The organism is Testudinibacter sp. P27/CKL/0425, from assembly GCF_052931395.1.
On the sequence record NZ_CM128801.1, the window covers coordinates 1,267,641 to 1,286,427 of the forward strand.

Sequence of the window (18,787 nt, forward strand, 5' to 3'; positions counted from 1 at the left end):
ATCTTACGCTTAGGTGATCAAATGTTAATGCCCAATAAGCGGTATTTTACAGCACGCTTATTTATTGGCGATAAATACCGCTCTTTTCGGCGCAGGGTAGCCTTCAATGGTTTTGCTGTGATCGTGCGGATCGAGGAAATCGATCAGCGATTCATTATCTAACCACTCGGTTTTGCGCTGTTCTTCCAACGAGGTGGTTTCAACATCAACACAACGCACATTTTGAAAACCGCACTTTTGCAGCCAATGCACCAACGCATCAACCGACGGAATAAAATAGACGTTTTTCATTTTAGCGTAGCGTTCTTGCGGTACTAAAACCGTGTTAATATCGCCGTCCACCACTAAGGTTTCCAATACCAGCTCGCCGCCTTTAACCAGCTGATCTTTTAATTGGGTTAAGTGATCGAGCGGTGATTTGCGGTGATATAACACTCCCATCGAAAATACGGTGTCAAACGCCGCCAACGGTTGCATTTGCTGAATCCCCAGCGGGATTAAATGTGCCCGATTATCAGAATTGAGCAGTTTGCGCACCGCTTCGAATTGGCATAAAAACAGTTCGGTCGGATCAATGCCCACCACCAATTTTGCGCCTTCGCCCACCATGCGCCACATGTGGTAGCCACTGCCGCAGCCGACATCTAAAATCGTGCGATCCTGCAACGGAGCTAAGTGCGGTAGCACCCGATCCCATTTGAAATCGGAACGCCATTCGCAATCGACATGAATGCCATGCAAGTGATACGGACCTTTGCGCCACGGCATCAACTGCTTTAAATGATAGATAATCCGCTGTTGTTCGCCGTCAGACAGCGGCTCGCTCGGCACAGCTTCCACCGCCGTTTGCAGGTTGATTTCAGCCGCTTGCAGTTCAGGCAGAAAATCGACAATTTTTGTCCATTTGGCATAGTCACCGTGGGCATTTTTCTGCCAGTGGCGCAATTGCAGCGGCAGGGTTTCTAGCCATGTGGAGAGTGGCGAAGTGGCGATTTGTTGGTAAAACGGGCGAAAATCAATCATTTAAAACCTTTATTTTTTAATGGCAAGCATAGAGCCGAAATTAAAACACTGAAACCAAAGTTCAACGTGGGCAAATCCCACTTGCGCCAACCGCACTTTGTGTTGTTCGATTGAGTCGGTGCGCATTACATTTTCCAACGCAGTACGCTTTTGGCTGACTTCCAGTTCACTGTAGCCGTTGGCACGTTTAAATTCGTGGTGCAGATCAATTTGCAGCTCGTTGATCACCGAATCATCAAAACGGAATTTTTCCGACAACACCAACACACCGTTCGGTTTTAAGCCGTGATAAATCTTTTGCAGCAGCAAAGTGCGGTCTTCCGGCGGCAGAAATTGCAAGGTGAAATTCAAAATCACCATTGAGGCGTTTTCAATTTGAATATCACGAATATCGGCACACACAATCTCAACCGCACTTTCACCGTGATAGGCTTCAATATGGCGGCGACAACGTTCGACCATCGCCGGTGAGTTATCCACCGCAATAATGTTCACATTGGCGGCGTGAATATTGCGCCGCACCGACAGTGTCGCCGCGCCGCGCGAGCAACCGAGATCGTACACCCGACTATCGGCTTGCACAAAACGCTGCGCCAACATACCGATAGCGGTGATGATATTCGAATAGCCCGGCACCGAGCGCTGGATCATGTCGGGGAACACTTCGGCGACCGATTCGTCAAAGGTGAAATCGCCAATTTTTTCAATCGGCGCAGAAAAAAGCGTATCTTTATTCATGCTGTTTTTAACAAAAGTGAAAGTGCGGTTATTGTAGTGAAAAGCCGCCAAGGCGACAAATGATTTGTTTTATCGGCTAAGCAATTTCAGTATATCTGAGTAAAAAACTATGGTATTGTGCAATTATTTTATAACATTATCTCTATCTGTTTATTTGAAGGAAAATACAATGAAAAAATCAGTCTTGGCAGTCAGTATTATCGGCGCTTTGGCGGTGGCTTGGGGCGCGGGAACTTGGTACACCGGCAAGCAATTCGAAGCCAAATATGCCGCGCAAATTGAAATGCTGAATAAAGAAATCGCGCTATATTTACCACCGACAGGCGAGGTGACATTGAAAGTTGAAAATGTCAGCTATCAACGCAATTTTTTCAGCGCTGAGATTCAAGATAAAGTGGTGCTGCGCAATAAAGACAGCGAATACGAAGTGCGGTTTGACAGCCATATTCAACACGGTCCGTTGCCGTTAAGTAACTTAGCCAAACTGAATTTGAAACCGGTGTTGGTCGCGGGGCAGACTCAACTGGCTAAAAACGAGCTGGTTGAAAAATGGTTTGCGGTCAGCAAAGGGCAGAATCCGTTTGTTTCCGATTTCAGCGTCAGCTACAGCGATAACGTCGTGGCGAAAACCCGAATTGCCGCGACGGAGTATAGTGAAGATAATGTTGAATTTCGCAGCAGTGAAGTGGTGATCGATTCCGATACAAATCTACGTGGCATTGGTGATTTGACACTGAAATTGGATCAAATCTTATTCCATGAAAAAGCGGACGGCGAAAATGTGCTGAATACCGCCAAAATTCAGTTTGACGACATTGCGATGAACAGTTCGCAACAGACTAGCCAATGGCAGGATTTAAGCACCGGCACGCAAGCTTGGACGGTAAAAAATATCAGTTTTGACCTGCAGCCGAGTGAAGCTAGTGCGGACAAACCGCTTAAGCTGAACCTCAACGAGATTGAAGTTGCCAGCGATGCCAAACAAAACGGCGGTTTTTTTGATCTTTTGTCCAAAGTCCAGTGGCAAGCGCTGCGCGTCGGCGAGTCGGATTTCGGCAAGTTTCAGTTTAATTTAAATGTTAACAAACTGGACGGAGAATCCCTGAACAAGCTGATCACCCTGTTTAGAGCCATGCCGGCTGACGGCGAGTTTACGCCGGAACAGGAAGAACAAGCGATGGAAGCCGCATTAACGCTACTCAAAAAACAGCCGGAAGTGCAATTTTTACCATTGGCACTGACTAACAGCGGCGGCACCAGTCAGCTGAATTTAGATTTGGGGCTGGCTTATCCTGAGTCAGAAAATAGCGAAAATCCGGTGGATTATCTGTCGAAATTGGAATTCAGCAGTGAAATCAATAAAAAAATGCTGCAGCAGCTGATCGATCAGATAAATACTGTTGTTGATGAACCTAAAGATCCGCAAGAGGTTTACCAGCAAATGGTGGAGCAAGTTATGCTAAGTGGCTCGTTTATCGAAACGCCGGAAGCCTTCACCGCAAAACTGATTCTGGAAAACGGGCAATTTAAACATAACGGCGAAGTGGTACCGCAAGAGAAAGTGGAAGAGTTTCTTTTCAGCATGATTATGGCTGGCGTTGTTTTTCAAATGAATAACGATCATGATGCCGATTATCGTGATGATTTCAGTTACGACGAAACCGACGGCGAAGCAGCGGAGTTTGACGATGAAGAAGAAGGCTTATTTTCACCGGACGAATCGTTTGACTTAAGCATTCCGGATCTCTCACCATCCGATTTGCAAGGCTTGCCATCGCCGCAAGCGCCGCAGCAATAGTCTTTGTAAAATGCCACTCAAGTGCGGTCTTTTGCCCGCATTTTTGCGTTATTCCATTCATAAAAAGCATAATTCATAATTTAATGTTATTTTGAAATAAATTATCAAATGATTATACTCGCTAGCCAAATTCAACCTAAATATCAACAAATGGAACCGATGATGAAAAAACTGACTTTGGCTGCGGCGCTCGTCGCGTTAACCGGCGGTGCGGCGCAGGCTTACACCGTTTATGACAATAACGACACCAAATTAGAGCTGGACGGTTCGCTGCGCTTGAAATGGACAAGCACATCAAATAAAACCGAAACGCAAACTGATGAAAGCAAAGAACACATCAATAAGCCGGTGCAAAATAACGGTTCGCGTGCAGGGTTTAAAATTACCCAGCAACTCGGCAATGATTTTTATGCGCTCGGTCGGATGCAATTCCGTGCTCGCGGTGCAGACAGCTACGGACGTTCCAATTCTCAGCACGATTTCGATCACCTTTACACCCATTATGCGTTTGCCGGAATCGGGCATAAACAATACGGCGAACTGACCTACGGTCATCAACTTGCATATACCGATTACGTCAAACAAACCGACTTGCCGAACACCCTCAGCATCTCCGACGGCTACTACAACACCACACAACGCAATTCCTTGCAGTATGTATATAAAGGCGTACCGGGGCTGACTTTAGCAGCATTCTACGGATTTGATTCCGATCGCAATTCCAATATGACCGCGCGCAGCAACCGTCGGATTGACAGCTACGGCGGTGCGGCAATTTATAAATTTGATTTGGCTGACGATCAAAAAGTCACCTTGGCGGTCGGCGCCGATCGTGAGCGTTATGAAAATGCTAACGGTTCAAGCTACAGCCGTGGCGTTTATTCTTTCGGCTCGGCTTATACCATTGCCGACACTACACTGGCGCTGGATTTGGATCAACGCATTATCGCCAATCAACAAGTTAGCAATACAGGCGATCTGCGTCGCACCACCGACCGCGAAGTGCGAGCGCTGGTATTTCATCGTTTAACCAAAGATTGGAATATCTACACTCAATACGGCTATCACACCACCAAACGTGAAAGCGACACCTTGGCAAATGCTAAAGTGAAACGCAATAAGTACATGGTCGGCACGGAATATACCTTAATCCGCGCGAGTGCCGATCAACCATTCCGAGTGAAAACATTCTTAGAAGGGCAATATCTCCACGCCAAAACCTACAATGCCAACGACACGAAAACCATCGACAGCAAAGATAAAGTGGCTGTCATCGGCTTACGGGTGTATTGGTAAGCGTTGAACCATTAATCATGACCGCACTTTGTTGTAAAAAGTAAAGTGCGGTTTTTAAGCGGTGGATTTTAGAATCAAACAGTAAAAATTTTGCTATCGCCGGTCGGCATTTGCACGGTAAGGCTGAGCTTTCCACCCATTGATTCAACATAGCGTTTTAATGTAGAAAGCCGGATTTCATTTCCGCGTTGTTCAATCTGAGCAACGGCAGGCTGTGAAATGCCGAGATTTTCGGCAATGGTTTTTTGTGAAAGATTGAGATCCTCACGAATCATGGCTAAACCGGCTTCAAGTACCAGTTCATCGGTCATCTCTTTAATTTTAGCCTGTCTTTGTGGTGGCAGACTTGCCATCATCTCATCAAGTGTAGTCAATTTTTTAACCATATTATTTCTCCAAAGTTTGCAAATAATCGGTAAATTCAATATCAGCGATACGAATCATTTTTTCATAAAAACGTTTGTTATTGCTTTTATCACCGGCGCAAAGCACGATCGCTTGACGAAGCGGATCGAACGCAAAGAATGCTCGCAGGGGCTTGCCTTGATGTTGAATACGAAGTTCTTTCATATTGCTGTATTGCGATCCTTTTACGGTGTCCAAATACGGGCGTGACAGCATCGGGCCTTCAAGTTTTAAATAGTGCAATACGGCTAATACGCTATCTTGAGTGTCTTCATCTTGTTCAAGCAGCCAGGTTTCAAACTGGGTTGTAAACAGTATTGTCCATTCCGTAAACGGCATTCGTCACCTCATAAGGTTTAAGTTATCATTATTATATAAGCTAAGACTTATTAGTCAATGGGTACTGAACCGGATTTTCTATTCTCTAATCGCGGTAGAGCAGAGGGCTGTCAAAGCCTGTTTTGAGTGTGCCGGAATCAAAGTTCAGACACCAAAAACCGCCCTTTTATAAACCAGTTCATTCTGCGCTAAAATTCCGCTATAATTCGTTAATTCATCTTCGTCAAAATAATCAAAATAAATCAGCAAGGAACATAACATGATGCGTACACATTACTGCGGCTCTTTGAATCGTAGCCACATCGGACAGGAAGTGACATTAAGCGGCTGGATTCATCGCCGCCGCGATTTTGGGGCAATGATTTTTGTGGATCTGCGTGATCGTGAAGGCATCGTACAAGTCTTTTTTGATCCCGCACAACAAGCGGCGTTTGAAGCCGCGAGCGCATTGCGCAACGAATTTTGCGTACAAATTCAAGGGGAAGTGATTGCCCGCACCGAAAAAAACATTAATCCGGATATGGCAACCGGTGAAGTGGAAGTGTTGGCAAAATCACTGAAAATCTATAATGCAGCCGCTGTGTTGCCGCTGGATTTCAACCAAAATAACACCGAAGAACAGCGTTTAAAATACCGCTATTTAGATTTGCGTCGCTCTGAAATGGCAACGCGTTTGAAAACCCGTGCCAAAATCACCAGTTTTGTGCGCCGTTTTATGGACGAGAACGGTTTCTTGGATATTGAAACCCCAATGCTAACCAAAGCCACCCCTGAAGGCGCGCGCGATTACTTAGTGCCGAGCCGTGTACACAAAGGCAAATTCTATGCGTTGCCGCAATCGCCTCAATTGTTCAAACAGTTGCTGATGATGTCAGGGTTTGATCGCTATTACCAAATTGTGAAATGCTTCCGTGATGAAGATTTGCGTGCCGATCGCCAGCCTGAATTTACTCAAATCGATGTGGAAACTTCGTTTATGACCGCTGAACAAGTGCGTGAGGTGATGGAAGCATTAGTGCATGGTTTATGGCAACAGACGATCGGCGTTGATTTAGGGCAATTCCCGATCATGACCTATGCAGAGGCGATGCGCCGTTTTGGTTCGGATAAACCTGATCTGCGCAACCCATTAGAGTTGGTTGACGTGGCGGATCTGTTGAAAGAAGTCGAGTTTAAGGTATTCAGTGGCCCGGCAAACGATCCGAAAGGGCGTGTAACCGCACTTCGTGTACCGAACGGTGCGGCGCTCACCCGTAAGCAAATTGATGACTACACCCAGTTTGTCGGCATTTATGGCGCAAAAGGTTTGGCATGGCTGAAAGTCAATGATGTTGCCGCCGGATTAGACGGCGTACAAAGCCCAATTGCCAAATTCTTATCGGTTGAAGTGTTAAGTGCGGTTTTGGCACGCACAGAAGCGCAAAACGGCGATATTATTTTCTTCGGTTCAGACAAATACAATATTGTGACCGATTCAATGGGTGCATTGCGTTTGAAAGTCGGCAAAGATTTAGCCTTGACCCAATTGGATCAATGGAAGCCGTTATGGGTGATCGATTTCCCAATGTTTGAAATGGGCGACGAGGGCGAATTGGCGGCTATGCACCACCCATTTACGTCACCAAAAGATTTCACACCAGAGCAGTTAATGGCAGAGCCAACCAGCGCTGTCGCAAATGCATATGACATGGTGATTAACGGCTACGAAGTGGGCGGTGGCTCGGTGCGAATTTTCGATCCGAAAATGCAACAAACCGTGTTCAGCATTTTGGGCATTAACGAGCAAGAACAACAAGAGAAATTCGGCTTCTTATTAGACGCGCTGAAATTCGGCACACCACCACACGCAGGCTTAGCGTTCGGGTTGGATCGCTTAACCATGTTGTTAACAGGCACCGATAATATCCGTGATGTGATCGCCTTCCCGAAAACCACCGCTGCCGCTTGCTTGATGACCGATGCGCCAAGCGTTGCCAACCAACAAGCGCTAAATGAATTGGCGTTGACGGTGGCAAAGGCGAAAGCGTAATTGATGCCAAAATTTAAACGCCCGGAATCGATCTTGGTGGTGGTATATGCCACCGAGACAAAGCGCGTGCTGATGTTGCAGCGCAATGATGATTCGGCGTTTTGGCAATCGGTTTCGGGCAGTTTAGAGGCCAATGAAACCGCACTTCAAGCAGCAGAACGAGAAGTGGCGGAGGAATTGGGGATTGATTTGGCGGCACAACAGCTTAGGTTAATAGATTGCCAGCAAACTATTGATTTTGAAATTTTCCCCCAGTTTCGACACCGCTATGCCCCAAATGTAACCCATTGCCACGAGCATTGGTTTTTGTTGCCGTTGCCAACCGAGCGCGAAGTGCGGTTGAGCGAGCATTCGGATTATTGTTGGGTAAGCCCAGCGCGCGCGGTGGAAATGACAAAGTCATGGAATAATGCCGCTGCGATTAAGGCGCACTTATTGGAGAGAGCGGATGCGTAATCTTGGATTACTGTTGATGTGGCTATTCGTTGCGTCATTCGCATCGGTAGCGGTTGAACTACAGACGGTGAGTTTGCCACAACCGCACTTGCGTATTACAAACGCGGCGTTTGAACCGACTGTTGGTTTGGTCGTGGTGACGCAGAACGGCGAATTGTGGCAAAAACAGGCGCAATGGCAAAAAATCAGTAGCGATGTCGCTACAGATAGCCCGTTAGGATTGGGCTATGGAAAAATTGCGTTTACCAATGGGGCGCGGCAATTTCAGTTGTTGAAACACGGTAACCTGCTTCAATCCAAGATAAAAATTAGCCCACAATCAGGGTTTGTACCGTTGGCGTTTGCCACCATCGCGGTAATTGAACAGAATGGAAACGCGCATATTGCGCGGATTGAGTCCGAGCCTGAATTGAGATTGTCTGCGGTGCGTGATGATTTCAAGGTGCTGCCGGATCTCACGCCACTGGCGGTGGCACTAGACGGCAACAGCCCGCAGATTGCCGTGCTCTCGCAACCGACACAGGAATATGCGCATGGAATATTGGGTGACGACTGGGAAGCCAAGCAAATACGCTATTTGGAACGGCATGATTTGCGGGATTTACTTACGCCATTGACCCTCAACGCATTGGATGTGGCAGAGGACAATGCACCGATAGCCGTGAATTATCGACAAGGGCAAGCGATTGCTACCACGCTTTCAAACGCCCAATACGGCGCACGGGCGGCATTGATTGCGGCGGAACAAGGGGCGTTAAAAATTGTGGCGGAAAGTGACGCGATTGGGCAAGCGAACCGTTGGTTGTCGTTGATTAGCGATCAAGTGCGGTTGTTATCGGTGGTGAAACCGCACTTAGTCGGCACACTGACCGACTATGATTTGCGCACGCCAAATTTGGCGCAAACCCAATTGGCACAAGGGGTGAGCAACCATAAAATCGGTACATATCAGCGCGATCTTTCGCTGTTATTCGGCGGTAAACTGCTGTTGCCGTCGGATCATTTTCAGCGGCTAAAAATTTGGGATTTGGAGCAGAAGCGTTTTGCGCGCGAATCGATTCCCTTTGATGATCACATTATAAAATTAATTCCGCTGCACCAACCGCACTTTTTGGTGTTGTTGCGTAACGGAATGTTGTATCAGGTTTCATTATAAGTCATTAAAACAAGAGGAAATATCAATGGCAGGCCATAGTAAGTGGGCAAACATTAAACACCGCAAAGCGGCACAAGATGCGCAACGCGGGAAAATTTTTACCAAATTGATTCGTGAATTGGTGACCGCGGCAAAAATCGGCGGTGGCGATGCGGCGGCAAACCCACGTTTGCGTGCGGCAGTGGATAAAGCTTTAGCCAGCAACATGACTCGTGACACTATCAACCGTGCGATTGAGCGCGGTGTGGGCGGTGGCGATGACACCAACATGGAAACCCGTGTATATGAAGGCTACGGCCCGGGCGGTACAGCTGTAATGGTTGAGTGTTTGAGCGATAACGCAAACCGCACTATCTCACAAGTGCGTCCAAGTTTCACCAAGTGTGGTGGCAACTTGGGAACGGAAGGTTCTGTAGGCTATCTGTTCAGTAAGAAAGGCTTAATTTTGATTGCTGAAGGCGATGAAGATGCGCTGATGGAAGCCGCAATTGATGCAGGCGCTGATGATGTGCAACCGCAAGATGACGGCAGCTTTGAAATCTATACCGCATGGGAAGAATTAGGCACCGTGCGCGATGGCATTGAAGCGGCGGGCTTTAAAGTGGAAAGTGCCGAAGTCAGCATGATCCCATCGACCACCGTCGATTTAGATGCCGAAGCCGCACCAAAATTGTTGCGTTTGATCGATATGTTGGAAGATTGTGACGACGTGCAAAATGTGTATCACAACGGTGAAATCAGCGACGAAGTGGCGGCGTTGTTGTAATTTACGGCAAATGTCATTTATAAATCAGGGCGGATTGTTATCCGCCCGTTTTATATAATCTGGAAATCTATGGCGATTATTTTAGGCATCGACCCCGGTTCACGTGTGACGGGCTATGGTGTAATTCGGCAAAACGGGCGCAAGTTGGAATATCTCGGCAGTGGTGCGATTCGTACTTCGGTAGAGGATTTGCCGACGCGCTTAAAGCGGATTTATGCCGGCGTGAGTGAAATCATCACCCAGTTTCAGCCGCACATGTTTGCCATTGAGCAAGTGTTTATGGCAAAAAACCCCGATTCTGCGCTGAAGCTGGGGCAAGCGCGCGGCGTGGCGATTGTGGCGGCGATGAACCAAGATTTGCCGGTGTTTGAATATGCCGCCCGCTTAGTGAAGCAAACCGTGGTCGGCAGCGGAGCGGCAGATAAAACCCAAGTGCAGCATATGGTGACCCGAATCCTGAATTTGTCGGCGCAACCGCAAGCGGATGCGGCAGATGCGTTGGCGATTGCCATCACCCACGCCCATTCGTTACAGCATTCGTTGCAAATTGCCAAAACCGTTAGTAGCAGTCAAACCTCGACCCCACTTCAAACAGCTGGTGGTGAGCTGATGTTAAAAGCTCGCTATAGTCGCGGACGTTTTCGTTTAAAAGCAGAAAAATAACTGGTTATTTATACAGTTTTATTTTATGCTATGCACACTAAATCCACCGATTAAAGAGAATTCCTGATGATTGGACGCTTACACGGCATTTTACTGGAAAAACAGCCGCCTGAAATTCTGCTCGATGTGCAAGGGGTCGGCTATGAATTGCTACTGCCAATGACCAGCTTTTATCATCTACCAGAGATTAACCAAAGTGCAACCGTGTTCACCCATTTAGTGGTGCGCGAAGACGCCCATTTGCTGTTTGGTTTTGCCACTAAGCAAGATCGCACTTTATTCCGTGAATTGATTAAAACCAATGGTGTCGGCCCTAAATTGGCGTTGGCGATTCTGTCGGCGATGTCGGTCGATGAGTTTGCGTTTGCAATTGAGCGTGAAGAACTGTCGAAACTGGTGAAAATTCCCGGCGTCGGCAAAAAAACCGCTGAGCGGCTGTTGGTGGAGCTCAAAGGCAAATTCGTGAATATGAAGAAAAGCGATTTCTTTGTTGGTCAGCAAAGCGGCAGCGGCGATCTGCTGCCAAGTGCGGTTGAGAGTGCGGAAGATGACGCGGTTGCCGCATTAATTGCGCTGGGCTATAAGCCGTTGGATGCGGAAAAAATGGTGAAACGCGTTGCAAGTGCCGATCTGAACAGCGAACAGTTGATTCGTGAAGCGTTAAAAAGCGCATTGTAATAACAAGGTAGAACAGCGGTATGATTGAAGCGGATCGAATTATCAGCGCGGCGGCAATTGGCGAGGAGGAGTTTCTCGATCGTGCGATTCGCCCCAAATTACTGAAAGATTATGTCGGGCAAGAAGCAGTACGCGAGCAGATGGATATTTTTATCCAAGCGGCAAAATTACGAAAAGATGCCCTGGATCACCTGTTAGTTTTCGGCCCGCCGGGATTGGGGAAAACCACGTTAGCGAATATTATTGCCAATGAAATGGGCGTGAATATTCGCACCACCTCAGGGCCGGTGTTGGAAAAAGCCGGTGATCTGGCGGCAATGCTGACTAACTTGGAAACGCATGACGTGCTGTTTATTGATGAAATTCACCGGTTATCGCCGGCGATTGAGGAAGTGTTGTATCCGGCAATGGAAGATTATCAGCTGGATATTATGATCGGCGAAGGCCCTGCCGCACGTTCGATTAAACTGGATTTGCCACCGTTTACCTTAGTCGGCGCGACGACACGCGCGGGTTCTCTAACCTCGCCACTACGCGATCGTTTTGGGATTGTGCAACGATTAGAATTTTATTCGGTAATGGATTTAACCTTGATTGTGACACGCAGCGCCAACTGTTTGCACTTGCAGATTGAAGAGGGCGCAGCACTGGAAATTGCGCGCCGCTCGCGTGGTACTCCGCGGATAGCCAATCGTTTATTACGCAGAGTGCGAGACTATGCCGATGTGAAAAACAGCGGCGTGATCAGCGTGGGGATCGCCCAAGCGGCACTCAAAATGCTGGATATTGACGGCAAAGGCTTCGATTATATGGATCGCAAATTGCTAAGTGCGGTTGTCGAACGTTTTGACGGTGGGCCCGTCGGCTTAGACAGTTTGGCTGCGGCAATCGGTGAAGAACGTGAAACGATTGAAGATGTGTTGGAACCGTATTTAATTCAGCAGGGCTATTTACAGCGTACGCCGAGGGGACGGATTGCGACATCTAAAACTTATCTGCATTTAGGATTGGATGCAGATAAGTCTTGAGCCGGGAAAAGGAAATAAAGAATTAAGGCTGAAGTTGTTGCTTTTTGATGTTATTCAGTGCGACTAAGCCTTTGTCACAACTTTTGATTTGTACTTCACGTTCTAACGCTAAAATTTGTTTTTTGCTTTGTGAAAGTTTGCTTTTGATATTGGCAAACTGGGTATGGGTGCCGGGTTGTTTTTCCGCTTCTTTGATCAGTTGCTCGGTTTCGTTAAATAGTTGATTGCATTGATGTGGAATGCTGCCGCTTTCCGCTGCCGGTTTCAGCGCGGCACTATTGGCGAATGCGACTGTGCCGGAAAACAGCATCAAGCTGGTCGCAATAGCGATTTTTTTAAACATATTGGGTTTCCTTTTCCTTTCCGTTTACTCTACACAAAAGCATGAAAAAACCGGCTGATTTTTTCATGCTTTGAACGAGAATATTTCTTAAATATAAAAAACTGCCTACAACATAGCAAAAGAATAGAAATATGTCTATAAAATCAGCGTAAAGTTTTATCTAATTTGGCTAATATCCTACTGAATTAATAAGGTATCTGTATAAAAATATAGCGATTTTTTAATAAATTGATGTATATCATAAATGTCAATTTGAATAAATTTCGCAATTTTTGAGATATATCCCAAAATGTGACGGAAATATTAAATTTTATGTTTTTAATGCTTGAATTACAGAGTATCATAAGCATGGATAAATCGGGCTTTCTTGAAGATTTATCTAAATGTGTTGTTTCGGCCGTTTAGATAAGTGTTTGGGAGAGCCGATTTTATGGCATCGGTACGTTTGTCAGATGTCAATGGGGTGATTACAGATGTAATCAATGTCAGAGGAACTTGTAGCATATACAAGGAGTTGAGATGTTAGATATTGTTGAACTCTCGAGATTGCAGTTTGCGTTAACTGCGCTGTATCACTTTTTGTTCGTTCCACTTACCTTAGGGCTTTCTTTTATCCTTGTGATCATGGAAACCCTGTATGTGGTGACCGGCAAAGAAGTGTACAAAGATATGACCAAATTCTGGGGTAAATTATTTGGTATTAACTTTGCGTTAGGGGTAACAACCGGGATTACAATGGAATTCCAGTTCGGTACCAACTGGTCATATTATTCACATTACGTCGGCGATATTTTCGGTGCGCCTTTGGCTATTGAAGCATTGCTGGCTTTCTTTATGGAATCGACCTTTGTCGGTTTGTTCTTCTTTGGTTGGGACAGACTTTCCAAAGGCAAACACTTGATGGCGACTTATTTGGTGGCTTTCGGTTCTAACCTTTCTGCGATGTGGATTTTGGTGGCAAACGGTTGGATGCAAAATCCGATCGGTTCCGAATTTAATTTCGAAACCATGCGGATGGAAATGACCAGTTTCATGGATCTGTGGTTAAACCCGGTTGCACAAAGTAAATTCCTGCACACTTTATCAGCAGGTTATGTTTGTGGTGCGATTTTTGTATTGTCGATCAGCTCATACTACCTGTTGAAAGGACGTGATCTGGGATTTGCCAAACGTTCGTTCTCTGTTGCATCTTCTTTCGGGATGATTGCGATTATTGCCGTATTGATTATGGGTGACGAATCCGGTTATGAAATCGGCCACGCTCAACCGGTAAAATTGGCGGCGATGGAAGGGGAGTGGCACACTTCACCGGCACCCGCCGATTGGAATATGGTAATTATTCCGAACGAAGCCGAAATGAAAAATGATTTTGCAATTCAAATTCCTTATGCCGCAGGGATCATTGCAACCCGCTCTTTGACAAAAGAAATTACCGGTTTGAAAGAGCTGCGTGAGATCAACGTGCAACGTGTGCGTAACGGGATGGTTTCCTATGATTTACTGCAAAAATTACGCAGTGGCGATGCAACGGAAGCGGATAAAGAATTGTTTAAAGTGTATCAAAAAGATTTAGGATTTGGTTTGTTGTTGAAAGCCTATACCGACAATGTAGTTGATGCAACGGAAGAGCAAATTCAACAAGCGGCGAGTGACACCATTCCTAAAGTCGGGCCGACCTTCTGGTCATTCCGCGCGATGATGTTGTCTGGCGGCTTGATGTTGTTATTGATCAGCTGTGCCTTTATCCAAACCGCACGCAAAACAATCGGTACGCGTCCGCTACTGTTGAAAGGCTTGCTGTACGGCTTGCCGTTGCCGTGGATTGCGATTGAAAGCGGTTGGTTCTTAGCAGAATATGGTCGTCAACCATGGGCGATTTACGAGATGTTGCCAGTCGGTGTTTCAAATTCTGCGTTAACAACCGGCGATCTGTGGTTCTCAATCGGTTTAATCTGTGCGTTATACACAATTTTCCTGGTTGTAGAAATGTATCTGATGTTCAAATACGGACGTTTGGGCCCAAGCTCATTGAAAACCGGCCGTTATCATTTTGAACAAACAGCGAAATAAGTAGGAGCCTAATCATGATTGACTACGAAATTCTGCGCTTTATTTGGTGGCTGCTTGTTGGGGTTCTGCTTCTCGGCTTCGCAGTGACCGATGGCTTTGATATGGGCGTTTTAACTTTGTTGCCGTTTGCCGGTAAAAAAGAAGTGGAAAAACGCATTATGATCAACTCAATCGCACCGCATTGGGACGGAAACCAAGTTTGGTTGTTAACCGCCGGTGGGGCAATGTTTGCGGCATGGCCAATTGTTTATGCAACCTCTTTTTCCGGCTTTTATATCGCCATGATTTTGGTTTTAGCCGCCTTATTCTTCCGCCCTGTCGGATTGGAATACCGTGCTAAAATTGATAATCCGAAATGGCGCACTGCTTGGGATTGGGGGCTGTTTGTCAGTGGCTTTGCTCCGTCATTGGTGTTCGGTGTGGCGTTCGGTAACTTATTGCAAGGTGTTCCGTTTGAATTTAACGATATTTTGCAAGTGAAATACACCGGTTCATTCTTTGAGTTATTGAATCCGTTTGCATTGTTGTGTGGCTTGGTCAGTTTATCGATGCTGACAACACAAGGTGCGGCATGGTTACAAATGAAAACCACTGCAGAACTGCGTGATCGCGCCCGTGTGATCACTCAAGTCGGTGCATTTGCAACGGTAATCACCTTTGTCTTGGCCGGTGTTTGGCTATTGTTCAAAGACGGTTATATTGTTACCAGTGTGATTGACAAAAACGGCCCATCTACACCGTTGGGTAAAGAAGTGGTGCTAGCGACTGGTGCTTGGTTTAATAATTTCAGAGAAATGCCGATTTTATGGGCTCTGCCGATTTTGGCGGTTGCAGGTGGTTTGCTGAACATCGTGTTCTCTAAAGCTAACCGTTCAGGATTTGCATTTTTATTCTCATCGTTGACAATGGCAGGCGTGATCTTCACTTTTGGGGTTTCAATGTTCCCATTCATTATGCCGTCGATCACCAATCCGAATACCAGTTTGTTAATGTGGGATTCAACTTCAAGTCATTTAACATTGATGATCATGTTTGGATTGACATTGATTTTCGTCGTAATTTTGCTGGCGTACACCATTTGGGCATATGCAAAAATGTTTGGTCGCCTTGACAGCAGCTTTATCGAAGAAAACAAAAACTCACTATACTAAGAGGAAGAATTATGTTTTATGTAGCTTGGGTTTTAGGTGTGTTATTAGCGGTTTTCTTTGCAGCTATCGTTACGATCAGCATTGAAAAAACCGGCAAATTTGATGAGTAACCATGATTGAACAACTCTATCAATTTTTTAATAAGGGCTCATATCGAGCCCTTTCATTTATATTCGCCATTGCGTTGATGTTGTCGATTTTCTTTAATGCGAAAAAATTCGCATTAGAGTTCGGCGGCCCTGCGCCGCTGTTCACCCTGTTTCTGATTTGGGGAACGTCTATTTTGTGGATCCACGGCATTGGCTTGCAGATTCGCAAAACGTGTTGGAAAGGATTTTTCAATCCGCTAATTGGTTATTTGGCGGCGGTATCAGGTTTGGCGTATATTTATCTACTGTAATACAACCGATCAAAGTGCGGTATCACAAAAAAATACCGCACTTTGCATATTCCTTTCTTTATATTCCTAAGGGCATAGTAGACAAAAATGTGGCTGAAATCTCGCTTAATCCCTTATAGAATAAGGCGTTAAGTGAGATTTTTTAAAATGACCAAAAAATTGCTATTTCTGTGGTTCAGAACACATTAAAAAACACGGTAAAAATTCAGGCAAGCAACGCTATAAATGCTTGGATTGTTTACGGACATATTCTCACACAAATTACCTTCAATCCGCCCAAATCTGGCACGATTACACCGTCGGAAAACAGACGTATAAGCAGCTTGCGTTAACCTATGATTGTTCGGTCAGGACTATCCAAAGGCACCTGAAAAAAGCCCCTAAAACGCCACTCAGCACACCGCAAACCACAATGTTGAATCTTATTATGGATGTCACTTTTTTCGGGCCACAATTCGGCGTATTAGTCATAATGGATTCCCGCTCAAAAAAGGTGATTTACCACCAAATCGTTCGTACCGAAAAGGACATTTACTATACCAAAGCCATCAATCGATTGCGTAAAAAAGGATTTATTATTCAATCTATTACTTGCGATGGGCGACGGGGCTTATTGAAAGATATATTTAATACGCCAACCCAAATGTGCCAATTTCACCTTGTTGCAATGGTGATTCGCAAGCTGACGAGAAACCCTAAATCCGTTGCCGGAAAGGAACTGAAAACAATGGTTAAAACACTCAAGCAGAGTCACAAAAATGACTTTTATGTCCGTTTGCATCACTGGTTTTTGCAGCATAAAGCTTACTTAGAAGAACGGTCTGATATACCCGATAATCAGGGTAAATTTCCTTATAAACATCGCAAATTGAGAGGGGCTTATGCCAGTATTAAACGCTATATGGATTACTTGTTTGTCTTTGAAAAATACCCGGAGTTACGGATAGAAAAAACGACAAATCGGCTGGAAGGGCTGTTTAAGGATTTAAAGCAGAAATTATCCGTTCATAATGGACTAAACCGAAGGAATAAGATTATGTTTATACAGGATTTTTTGAATAAAAAGAGCTAGAAAAACTAGCGCTTTAAGAGGAGTAGCCACAAAAATGTCTAATAGAAGCTTAGATCTCAAAATCAGCCACATTTTTGGCTACTATGCCTTCCTAAGTATTTTTTTAATTGCAAAGCAATAGAAAAGCTGTTGGAAATTTATTCCCACTTATTTTCAGTCCTAAAAATATTCTTTTAATTCAGAGTGCAATCACTAGACAAGTATCAAACTATTCTTGATAATAGCGGTTTTGAGATCATGTAGGGGTTGTCATGCAAAAGATGCCAATCAGAGTGTATTATGAAGATACCGACGCCGGTGGTGTGGTGTATCATGCGCGTTACCTGCATTTTTTTGAAAGGGCAAGAACCGAATTTTTACGAAATTCGGGCTTTGAACAGCAGCAATTGCTGGCGCAATATCAGTTAGCCTTTGTGGTGCGCAGTATGCAGATCGATTATCGGGTTGCCGCCAGATTGGATGATTATTTGACGGTGGAAACGCAAATCAGTCAAATGAAGAAAGCCAGTATTGTATTTGAACAGAAATTATTCAGACAAGATGAATTATTGTCAAATGCAACTGTCTTAGTTGCAACAGTGAATTTATCGAAAATGAAGCCGGAGCCGATTCCTGATGCAATCAGAACGGCATTGGCAAGCAAGTAATTATTGTATTTAGACGGACTAATCGGGGTTATCGATGTCAACAGAGTTAAATTTTTTGGCACTTTTTTTAGAAGCGAGTGTTATCGTACAGATTGTTATCGCAATCTTGATCCTTTTTTCTATCATGTCATGGGCAATTATTATTCAGCGCAGCGGAATTTTGCGTCAAGCGTTGAAATCATCAGCCAATTTTGAAGATCGTTTCTGGTCCGGTGAAGATTTAAACAAACTTTACGAGGGAATGGATAACCGTCGTGAAGGGTTAAGTGGCAGCGAACAGATTTTTTATGTCGGCTTTAAAGAATTTCTACGCCTGCAACAAACGGCATCCAGTACGCCTGAATCGATTATTCAGGGAACAAGCCGTGCGATGAATCTGACGCTGAATCGCGAGATTGAAGAAGTGGAAAACCGAATTCCGTTTTTGGCAACAGTTGCTTCTATTAGCCCTTATATCGGGTTGTTCGGCACGGTGTGGGGGATCATGCACGCCTTTATGGCATTGAGCAGCGTGAAACAAGCAACTTTACAAATGGTTGCGCCGGGGATTGCCGAAGCGTTGATTGCAACCGCAATCGGCTTATTTGCTGCGATTCCTGCAGTTATGGCGTATAACCGTTTAAGTTTGCGCGTCAGCAAGTTGGAACAAAAATATGCTAACTTCATTGATGAATTTACGACTATTTTGCATCGTCAAGCTTTTGCCAAAAAAAGCAGCGATTGATTTCC

21 protein-coding genes are annotated in these 18,787 nt (G+C 45.3%); 16 read left to right on the forward strand and 5 right to left on the reverse strand.

The annotated features are described in order from the left end of the window. Nucleotides 1-57: 57 nt before the first annotated feature. Both cmoB and cmoA read right to left on the reverse strand, forming a co-directional pair. The gene (gene cmoB, locus ACUHGC_RS06300) at nt 58-1,023 is read right to left on the reverse strand and encodes a tRNA 5-methoxyuridine(34)/uridine 5-oxyacetic acid(34) synthase CmoB (protein WP_446834763.1); all 966 of its coding nucleotides are present in this window, start codon (nt 1,021-1,023) and stop codon (nt 58-60) included. 9 nt (nt 1,024-1,032) lie between these two features. Then, nucleotides 1,033-1,761, reverse strand: a complete 729-nt coding sequence (gene cmoA / locus ACUHGC_RS06305) for a carboxy-S-adenosyl-L-methionine synthase CmoA (protein WP_446834764.1) — start codon at nt 1,759-1,761, stop codon at nt 1,033-1,035. A gap of 169 nt (nt 1,762-1,930) precedes the next feature. Here cmoA and ACUHGC_RS06310 point away from each other — a divergent pair, with 169 nt between their 5' ends. Together ACUHGC_RS06310 and ACUHGC_RS06315 are read left to right on the forward strand one after the other, a co-directional pair. After that, the gene (locus ACUHGC_RS06310) at nt 1,931-3,559 is read left to right on the forward strand and encodes a YdgA family protein (protein WP_446834765.1); all 1,629 of its coding nucleotides are present in this window, start codon (nt 1,931-1,933) and stop codon (nt 3,557-3,559) included. A gap of 162 nt (nt 3,560-3,721) precedes the next feature. Continuing rightward, nucleotides 3,722-4,855: a porin gene (locus tag ACUHGC_RS06315; protein ID WP_446834766.1), complete on the forward strand. Its 1,134-nt coding sequence runs from the start codon at nt 3,722-3,724 to the stop codon at nt 4,853-4,855. Nucleotides 4,856-4,929: 74 nt separating this feature from the next. Here ACUHGC_RS06315 and ACUHGC_RS06320 read toward each other — a convergent pair whose 3' ends face one another. Then, nucleotides 4,930-5,241, reverse strand: coding sequence for a helix-turn-helix domain-containing protein (locus ACUHGC_RS06320; RefSeq protein ID WP_446834767.1), 312 nt, complete (start codon nt 5,239-5,241; stop codon nt 4,930-4,932). Nucleotide 5,242: 1 nt separating this feature from the next. After that, nucleotides 5,243-5,599, reverse strand: a complete 357-nt coding sequence (locus ACUHGC_RS06325) for a type II toxin-antitoxin system RelE/ParE family toxin (RefSeq protein WP_446834768.1) — start codon at nt 5,597-5,599, stop codon at nt 5,243-5,245. A 259-nt stretch (nt 5,600-5,858) separates the two neighbouring features. On the opposite strand from ACUHGC_RS06325, the gene aspS reads away from it, so the two are divergent. The 7 genes from aspS (at nt 5,859) to ruvB (ending at nt 12,375) form a co-directional block, all read left to right on the forward strand. After that, a complete protein-coding gene (aspS, locus tag ACUHGC_RS06330) occupies nt 5,859-7,628 on the forward strand; it encodes an aspartate--tRNA ligase (RefSeq protein ID WP_446834769.1) in 1,770 nt (589 codons plus the stop codon). A 3-nt stretch (nt 7,629-7,631) separates the two neighbouring features. Then, complete coding sequence (nudB, locus tag ACUHGC_RS06335) at nt 7,632-8,084, forward strand: dihydroneopterin triphosphate diphosphatase (RefSeq protein ID WP_446834770.1); 453 nt, start codon at nt 7,632-7,634, stop codon at nt 8,082-8,084. Continuing rightward, the gene (locus ACUHGC_RS06340; RefSeq protein WP_446834771.1) at nt 8,077-9,240 is read left to right on the forward strand and encodes a hypothetical protein; all 1,164 of its coding nucleotides are present in this window, start codon (nt 8,077-8,079) and stop codon (nt 9,238-9,240) included. The genes nudB and ACUHGC_RS06340 overlap by 8 nt, the downstream gene beginning before the upstream one ends. 25 nt (nt 9,241-9,265) lie before the next feature. Next, nucleotides 9,266-10,006 (forward strand): YebC/PmpR family DNA-binding transcriptional regulator, encoded by a 741-nt coding sequence (locus ACUHGC_RS06345; RefSeq protein ID WP_446834772.1) that lies wholly within the window; start codon nt 9,266-9,268, stop codon nt 10,004-10,006. A gap of 69 nt (nt 10,007-10,075) precedes the next feature. Beyond that, a complete protein-coding gene (gene ruvC, locus ACUHGC_RS06350) occupies nt 10,076-10,669 on the forward strand; it encodes a crossover junction endodeoxyribonuclease RuvC (RefSeq protein ID WP_446834773.1) in 594 nt (197 codons plus the stop codon). Between the two features lie 66 nt (nt 10,670-10,735). Beyond that, nucleotides 10,736-11,347 carry a Holliday junction branch migration protein RuvA gene (gene ruvA, locus ACUHGC_RS06355; protein ID WP_446834774.1) on the forward strand — a complete coding sequence of 204 codons (612 nt, stop codon included), beginning with the start codon at nt 10,736-10,738 and terminating at the stop codon, nt 11,345-11,347. A 20-nt stretch (nt 11,348-11,367) separates the two neighbouring features. Next, the gene (gene ruvB, locus ACUHGC_RS06360; protein WP_446834775.1) at nt 11,368-12,375 is read left to right on the forward strand and encodes a Holliday junction branch migration DNA helicase RuvB; all 1,008 of its coding nucleotides are present in this window, start codon (nt 11,368-11,370) and stop codon (nt 12,373-12,375) included. Nucleotides 12,376-12,397: 22 nt separating this feature from the next. On the opposite strand, the gene ACUHGC_RS06365 is transcribed toward ruvB, so the two are convergent. Next, nucleotides 12,398-12,685 carry a DUF5339 domain-containing protein gene (locus ACUHGC_RS06365; RefSeq protein WP_446834857.1) on the reverse strand — a complete coding sequence of 96 codons (288 nt, stop codon included), beginning with the start codon at nt 12,683-12,685 and terminating at the stop codon, nt 12,398-12,400. Nucleotides 12,686-13,237: 552 nt separating this feature from the next. On the opposite strand from ACUHGC_RS06365, the gene ACUHGC_RS06370 reads away from it, so the two are divergent. The 7 genes from ACUHGC_RS06370 to tolQ all read left to right on the forward strand — a co-directional run bounded on the left by ACUHGC_RS06370 (nt 13,238) and on the right by tolQ (nt 18,782). After that, on the forward strand, nt 13,238-14,788 hold the full coding sequence (locus ACUHGC_RS06370; protein ID WP_446834776.1) for a cytochrome ubiquinol oxidase subunit I: 1,551 nt from the start codon (nt 13,238-13,240) through the stop codon (nt 14,786-14,788). 14 nt (nt 14,789-14,802) lie between these two features. Then, a complete protein-coding gene (gene cydB, locus ACUHGC_RS06375) occupies nt 14,803-15,939 on the forward strand; it encodes a cytochrome d ubiquinol oxidase subunit II (RefSeq protein ID WP_446834777.1) in 1,137 nt (378 codons plus the stop codon). Nucleotides 15,940-15,950: 11 nt separating this feature from the next. Further along, a complete protein-coding gene (locus tag ACUHGC_RS06380; protein WP_431051384.1) occupies nt 15,951-16,049 on the forward strand; it encodes a CydX/CbdX family cytochrome bd oxidase small subunit in 99 nt (32 codons plus the stop codon). Nucleotides 16,050-16,051: 2 nt separating this feature from the next. Then, the gene (ybgE, locus tag ACUHGC_RS06385; RefSeq protein ID WP_446834778.1) at nt 16,052-16,339 is read left to right on the forward strand and encodes a cyd operon protein YbgE; all 288 of its coding nucleotides are present in this window, start codon (nt 16,052-16,054) and stop codon (nt 16,337-16,339) included. A 184-nt stretch (nt 16,340-16,523) separates the two neighbouring features. Then, nucleotides 16,524-17,411, forward strand: coding sequence for an IS256 family transposase, variant Zn-binding type (locus tag ACUHGC_RS06390; protein ID WP_446834810.1), 888 nt, complete (start codon nt 16,524-16,526; stop codon nt 17,409-17,411). A 251-nt stretch (nt 17,412-17,662) separates the two neighbouring features. Further along, on the forward strand, nt 17,663-18,058 hold the full coding sequence (gene ybgC, locus ACUHGC_RS06395; RefSeq protein WP_446834779.1) for a tol-pal system-associated acyl-CoA thioesterase: 396 nt from the start codon (nt 17,663-17,665) through the stop codon (nt 18,056-18,058). Nucleotides 18,059-18,092: 34 nt separating this feature from the next. Next, a complete protein-coding gene (gene tolQ, locus ACUHGC_RS06400) occupies nt 18,093-18,782 on the forward strand; it encodes a protein TolQ (RefSeq protein WP_446834780.1) in 690 nt (229 codons plus the stop codon). Nucleotides 18,783-18,787 lie beyond the last annotated feature (5 nt).

Bases quoted from the DNA above. Each gene is read 5' to 3' on its own strand.
- cmoB (WP_446834763.1), bottom strand. From the start codon at position 1,023: ATGATTGATTTTCGCCCGTTTTACCAACAAATCGCCACTTCGCCACTC.
- cmoA (WP_446834764.1), bottom strand. From the start codon at position 1,761: ATGAATAAAGATACGCTTTTTTCTGCGCCGATTGAAAAAATTGGCGAT.
- ACUHGC_RS06310 (WP_446834765.1), top strand. From the start codon at position 1,931: ATGAAAAAATCAGTCTTGGCAGTCAGTATTATCGGCGCTTTGGCGGTG.
- ACUHGC_RS06315 (WP_446834766.1), top strand. From the start codon at position 3,722: ATGAAAAAACTGACTTTGGCTGCGGCGCTCGTCGCGTTAACCGGCGGT.
- ACUHGC_RS06320 (WP_446834767.1), bottom strand. From the start codon at position 5,241: ATGGTTAAAAAATTGACTACACTTGATGAGATGATGGCAAGTCTGCCA.
- ACUHGC_RS06325 (WP_446834768.1), bottom strand. From the start codon at position 5,599: ATGCCGTTTACGGAATGGACAATACTGTTTACAACCCAGTTTGAAACC.
- aspS (WP_446834769.1), top strand. From the start codon at position 5,859: ATGATGCGTACACATTACTGCGGCTCTTTGAATCGTAGCCACATCGGA.
- nudB (WP_446834770.1), top strand. From the start codon at position 7,632: ATGCCAAAATTTAAACGCCCGGAATCGATCTTGGTGGTGGTATATGCC.
- ACUHGC_RS06340 (WP_446834771.1), top strand. From the start codon at position 8,077: ATGCGTAATCTTGGATTACTGTTGATGTGGCTATTCGTTGCGTCATTC.
- ACUHGC_RS06345 (WP_446834772.1), top strand. From the start codon at position 9,266: ATGGCAGGCCATAGTAAGTGGGCAAACATTAAACACCGCAAAGCGGCA.
- ruvC (WP_446834773.1), top strand. From the start codon at position 10,076: ATGGCGATTATTTTAGGCATCGACCCCGGTTCACGTGTGACGGGCTAT.
- ruvA (WP_446834774.1), top strand. From the start codon at position 10,736: ATGATTGGACGCTTACACGGCATTTTACTGGAAAAACAGCCGCCTGAA.
- ruvB (WP_446834775.1), top strand. From the start codon at position 11,368: ATGATTGAAGCGGATCGAATTATCAGCGCGGCGGCAATTGGCGAGGAG.
- ACUHGC_RS06365 (WP_446834857.1), bottom strand. From the start codon at position 12,685: ATGCTGTTTTCCGGCACAGTCGCATTCGCCAATAGTGCCGCGCTGAAA.
- ACUHGC_RS06370 (WP_446834776.1), top strand. From the start codon at position 13,238: ATGTTAGATATTGTTGAACTCTCGAGATTGCAGTTTGCGTTAACTGCG.
- cydB (WP_446834777.1), top strand. From the start codon at position 14,803: ATGATTGACTACGAAATTCTGCGCTTTATTTGGTGGCTGCTTGTTGGG.
- ACUHGC_RS06380 (WP_431051384.1), top strand. From the start codon at position 15,951: ATGTTTTATGTAGCTTGGGTTTTAGGTGTGTTATTAGCGGTTTTCTTT.
- ybgE (WP_446834778.1), top strand. From the start codon at position 16,052: ATGATTGAACAACTCTATCAATTTTTTAATAAGGGCTCATATCGAGCC.
- ybgC (WP_446834779.1), top strand. From the start codon at position 17,663: ATGCAAAAGATGCCAATCAGAGTGTATTATGAAGATACCGACGCCGGT.
- tolQ (WP_446834780.1), top strand. From the start codon at position 18,093: ATGTCAACAGAGTTAAATTTTTTGGCACTTTTTTTAGAAGCGAGTGTT.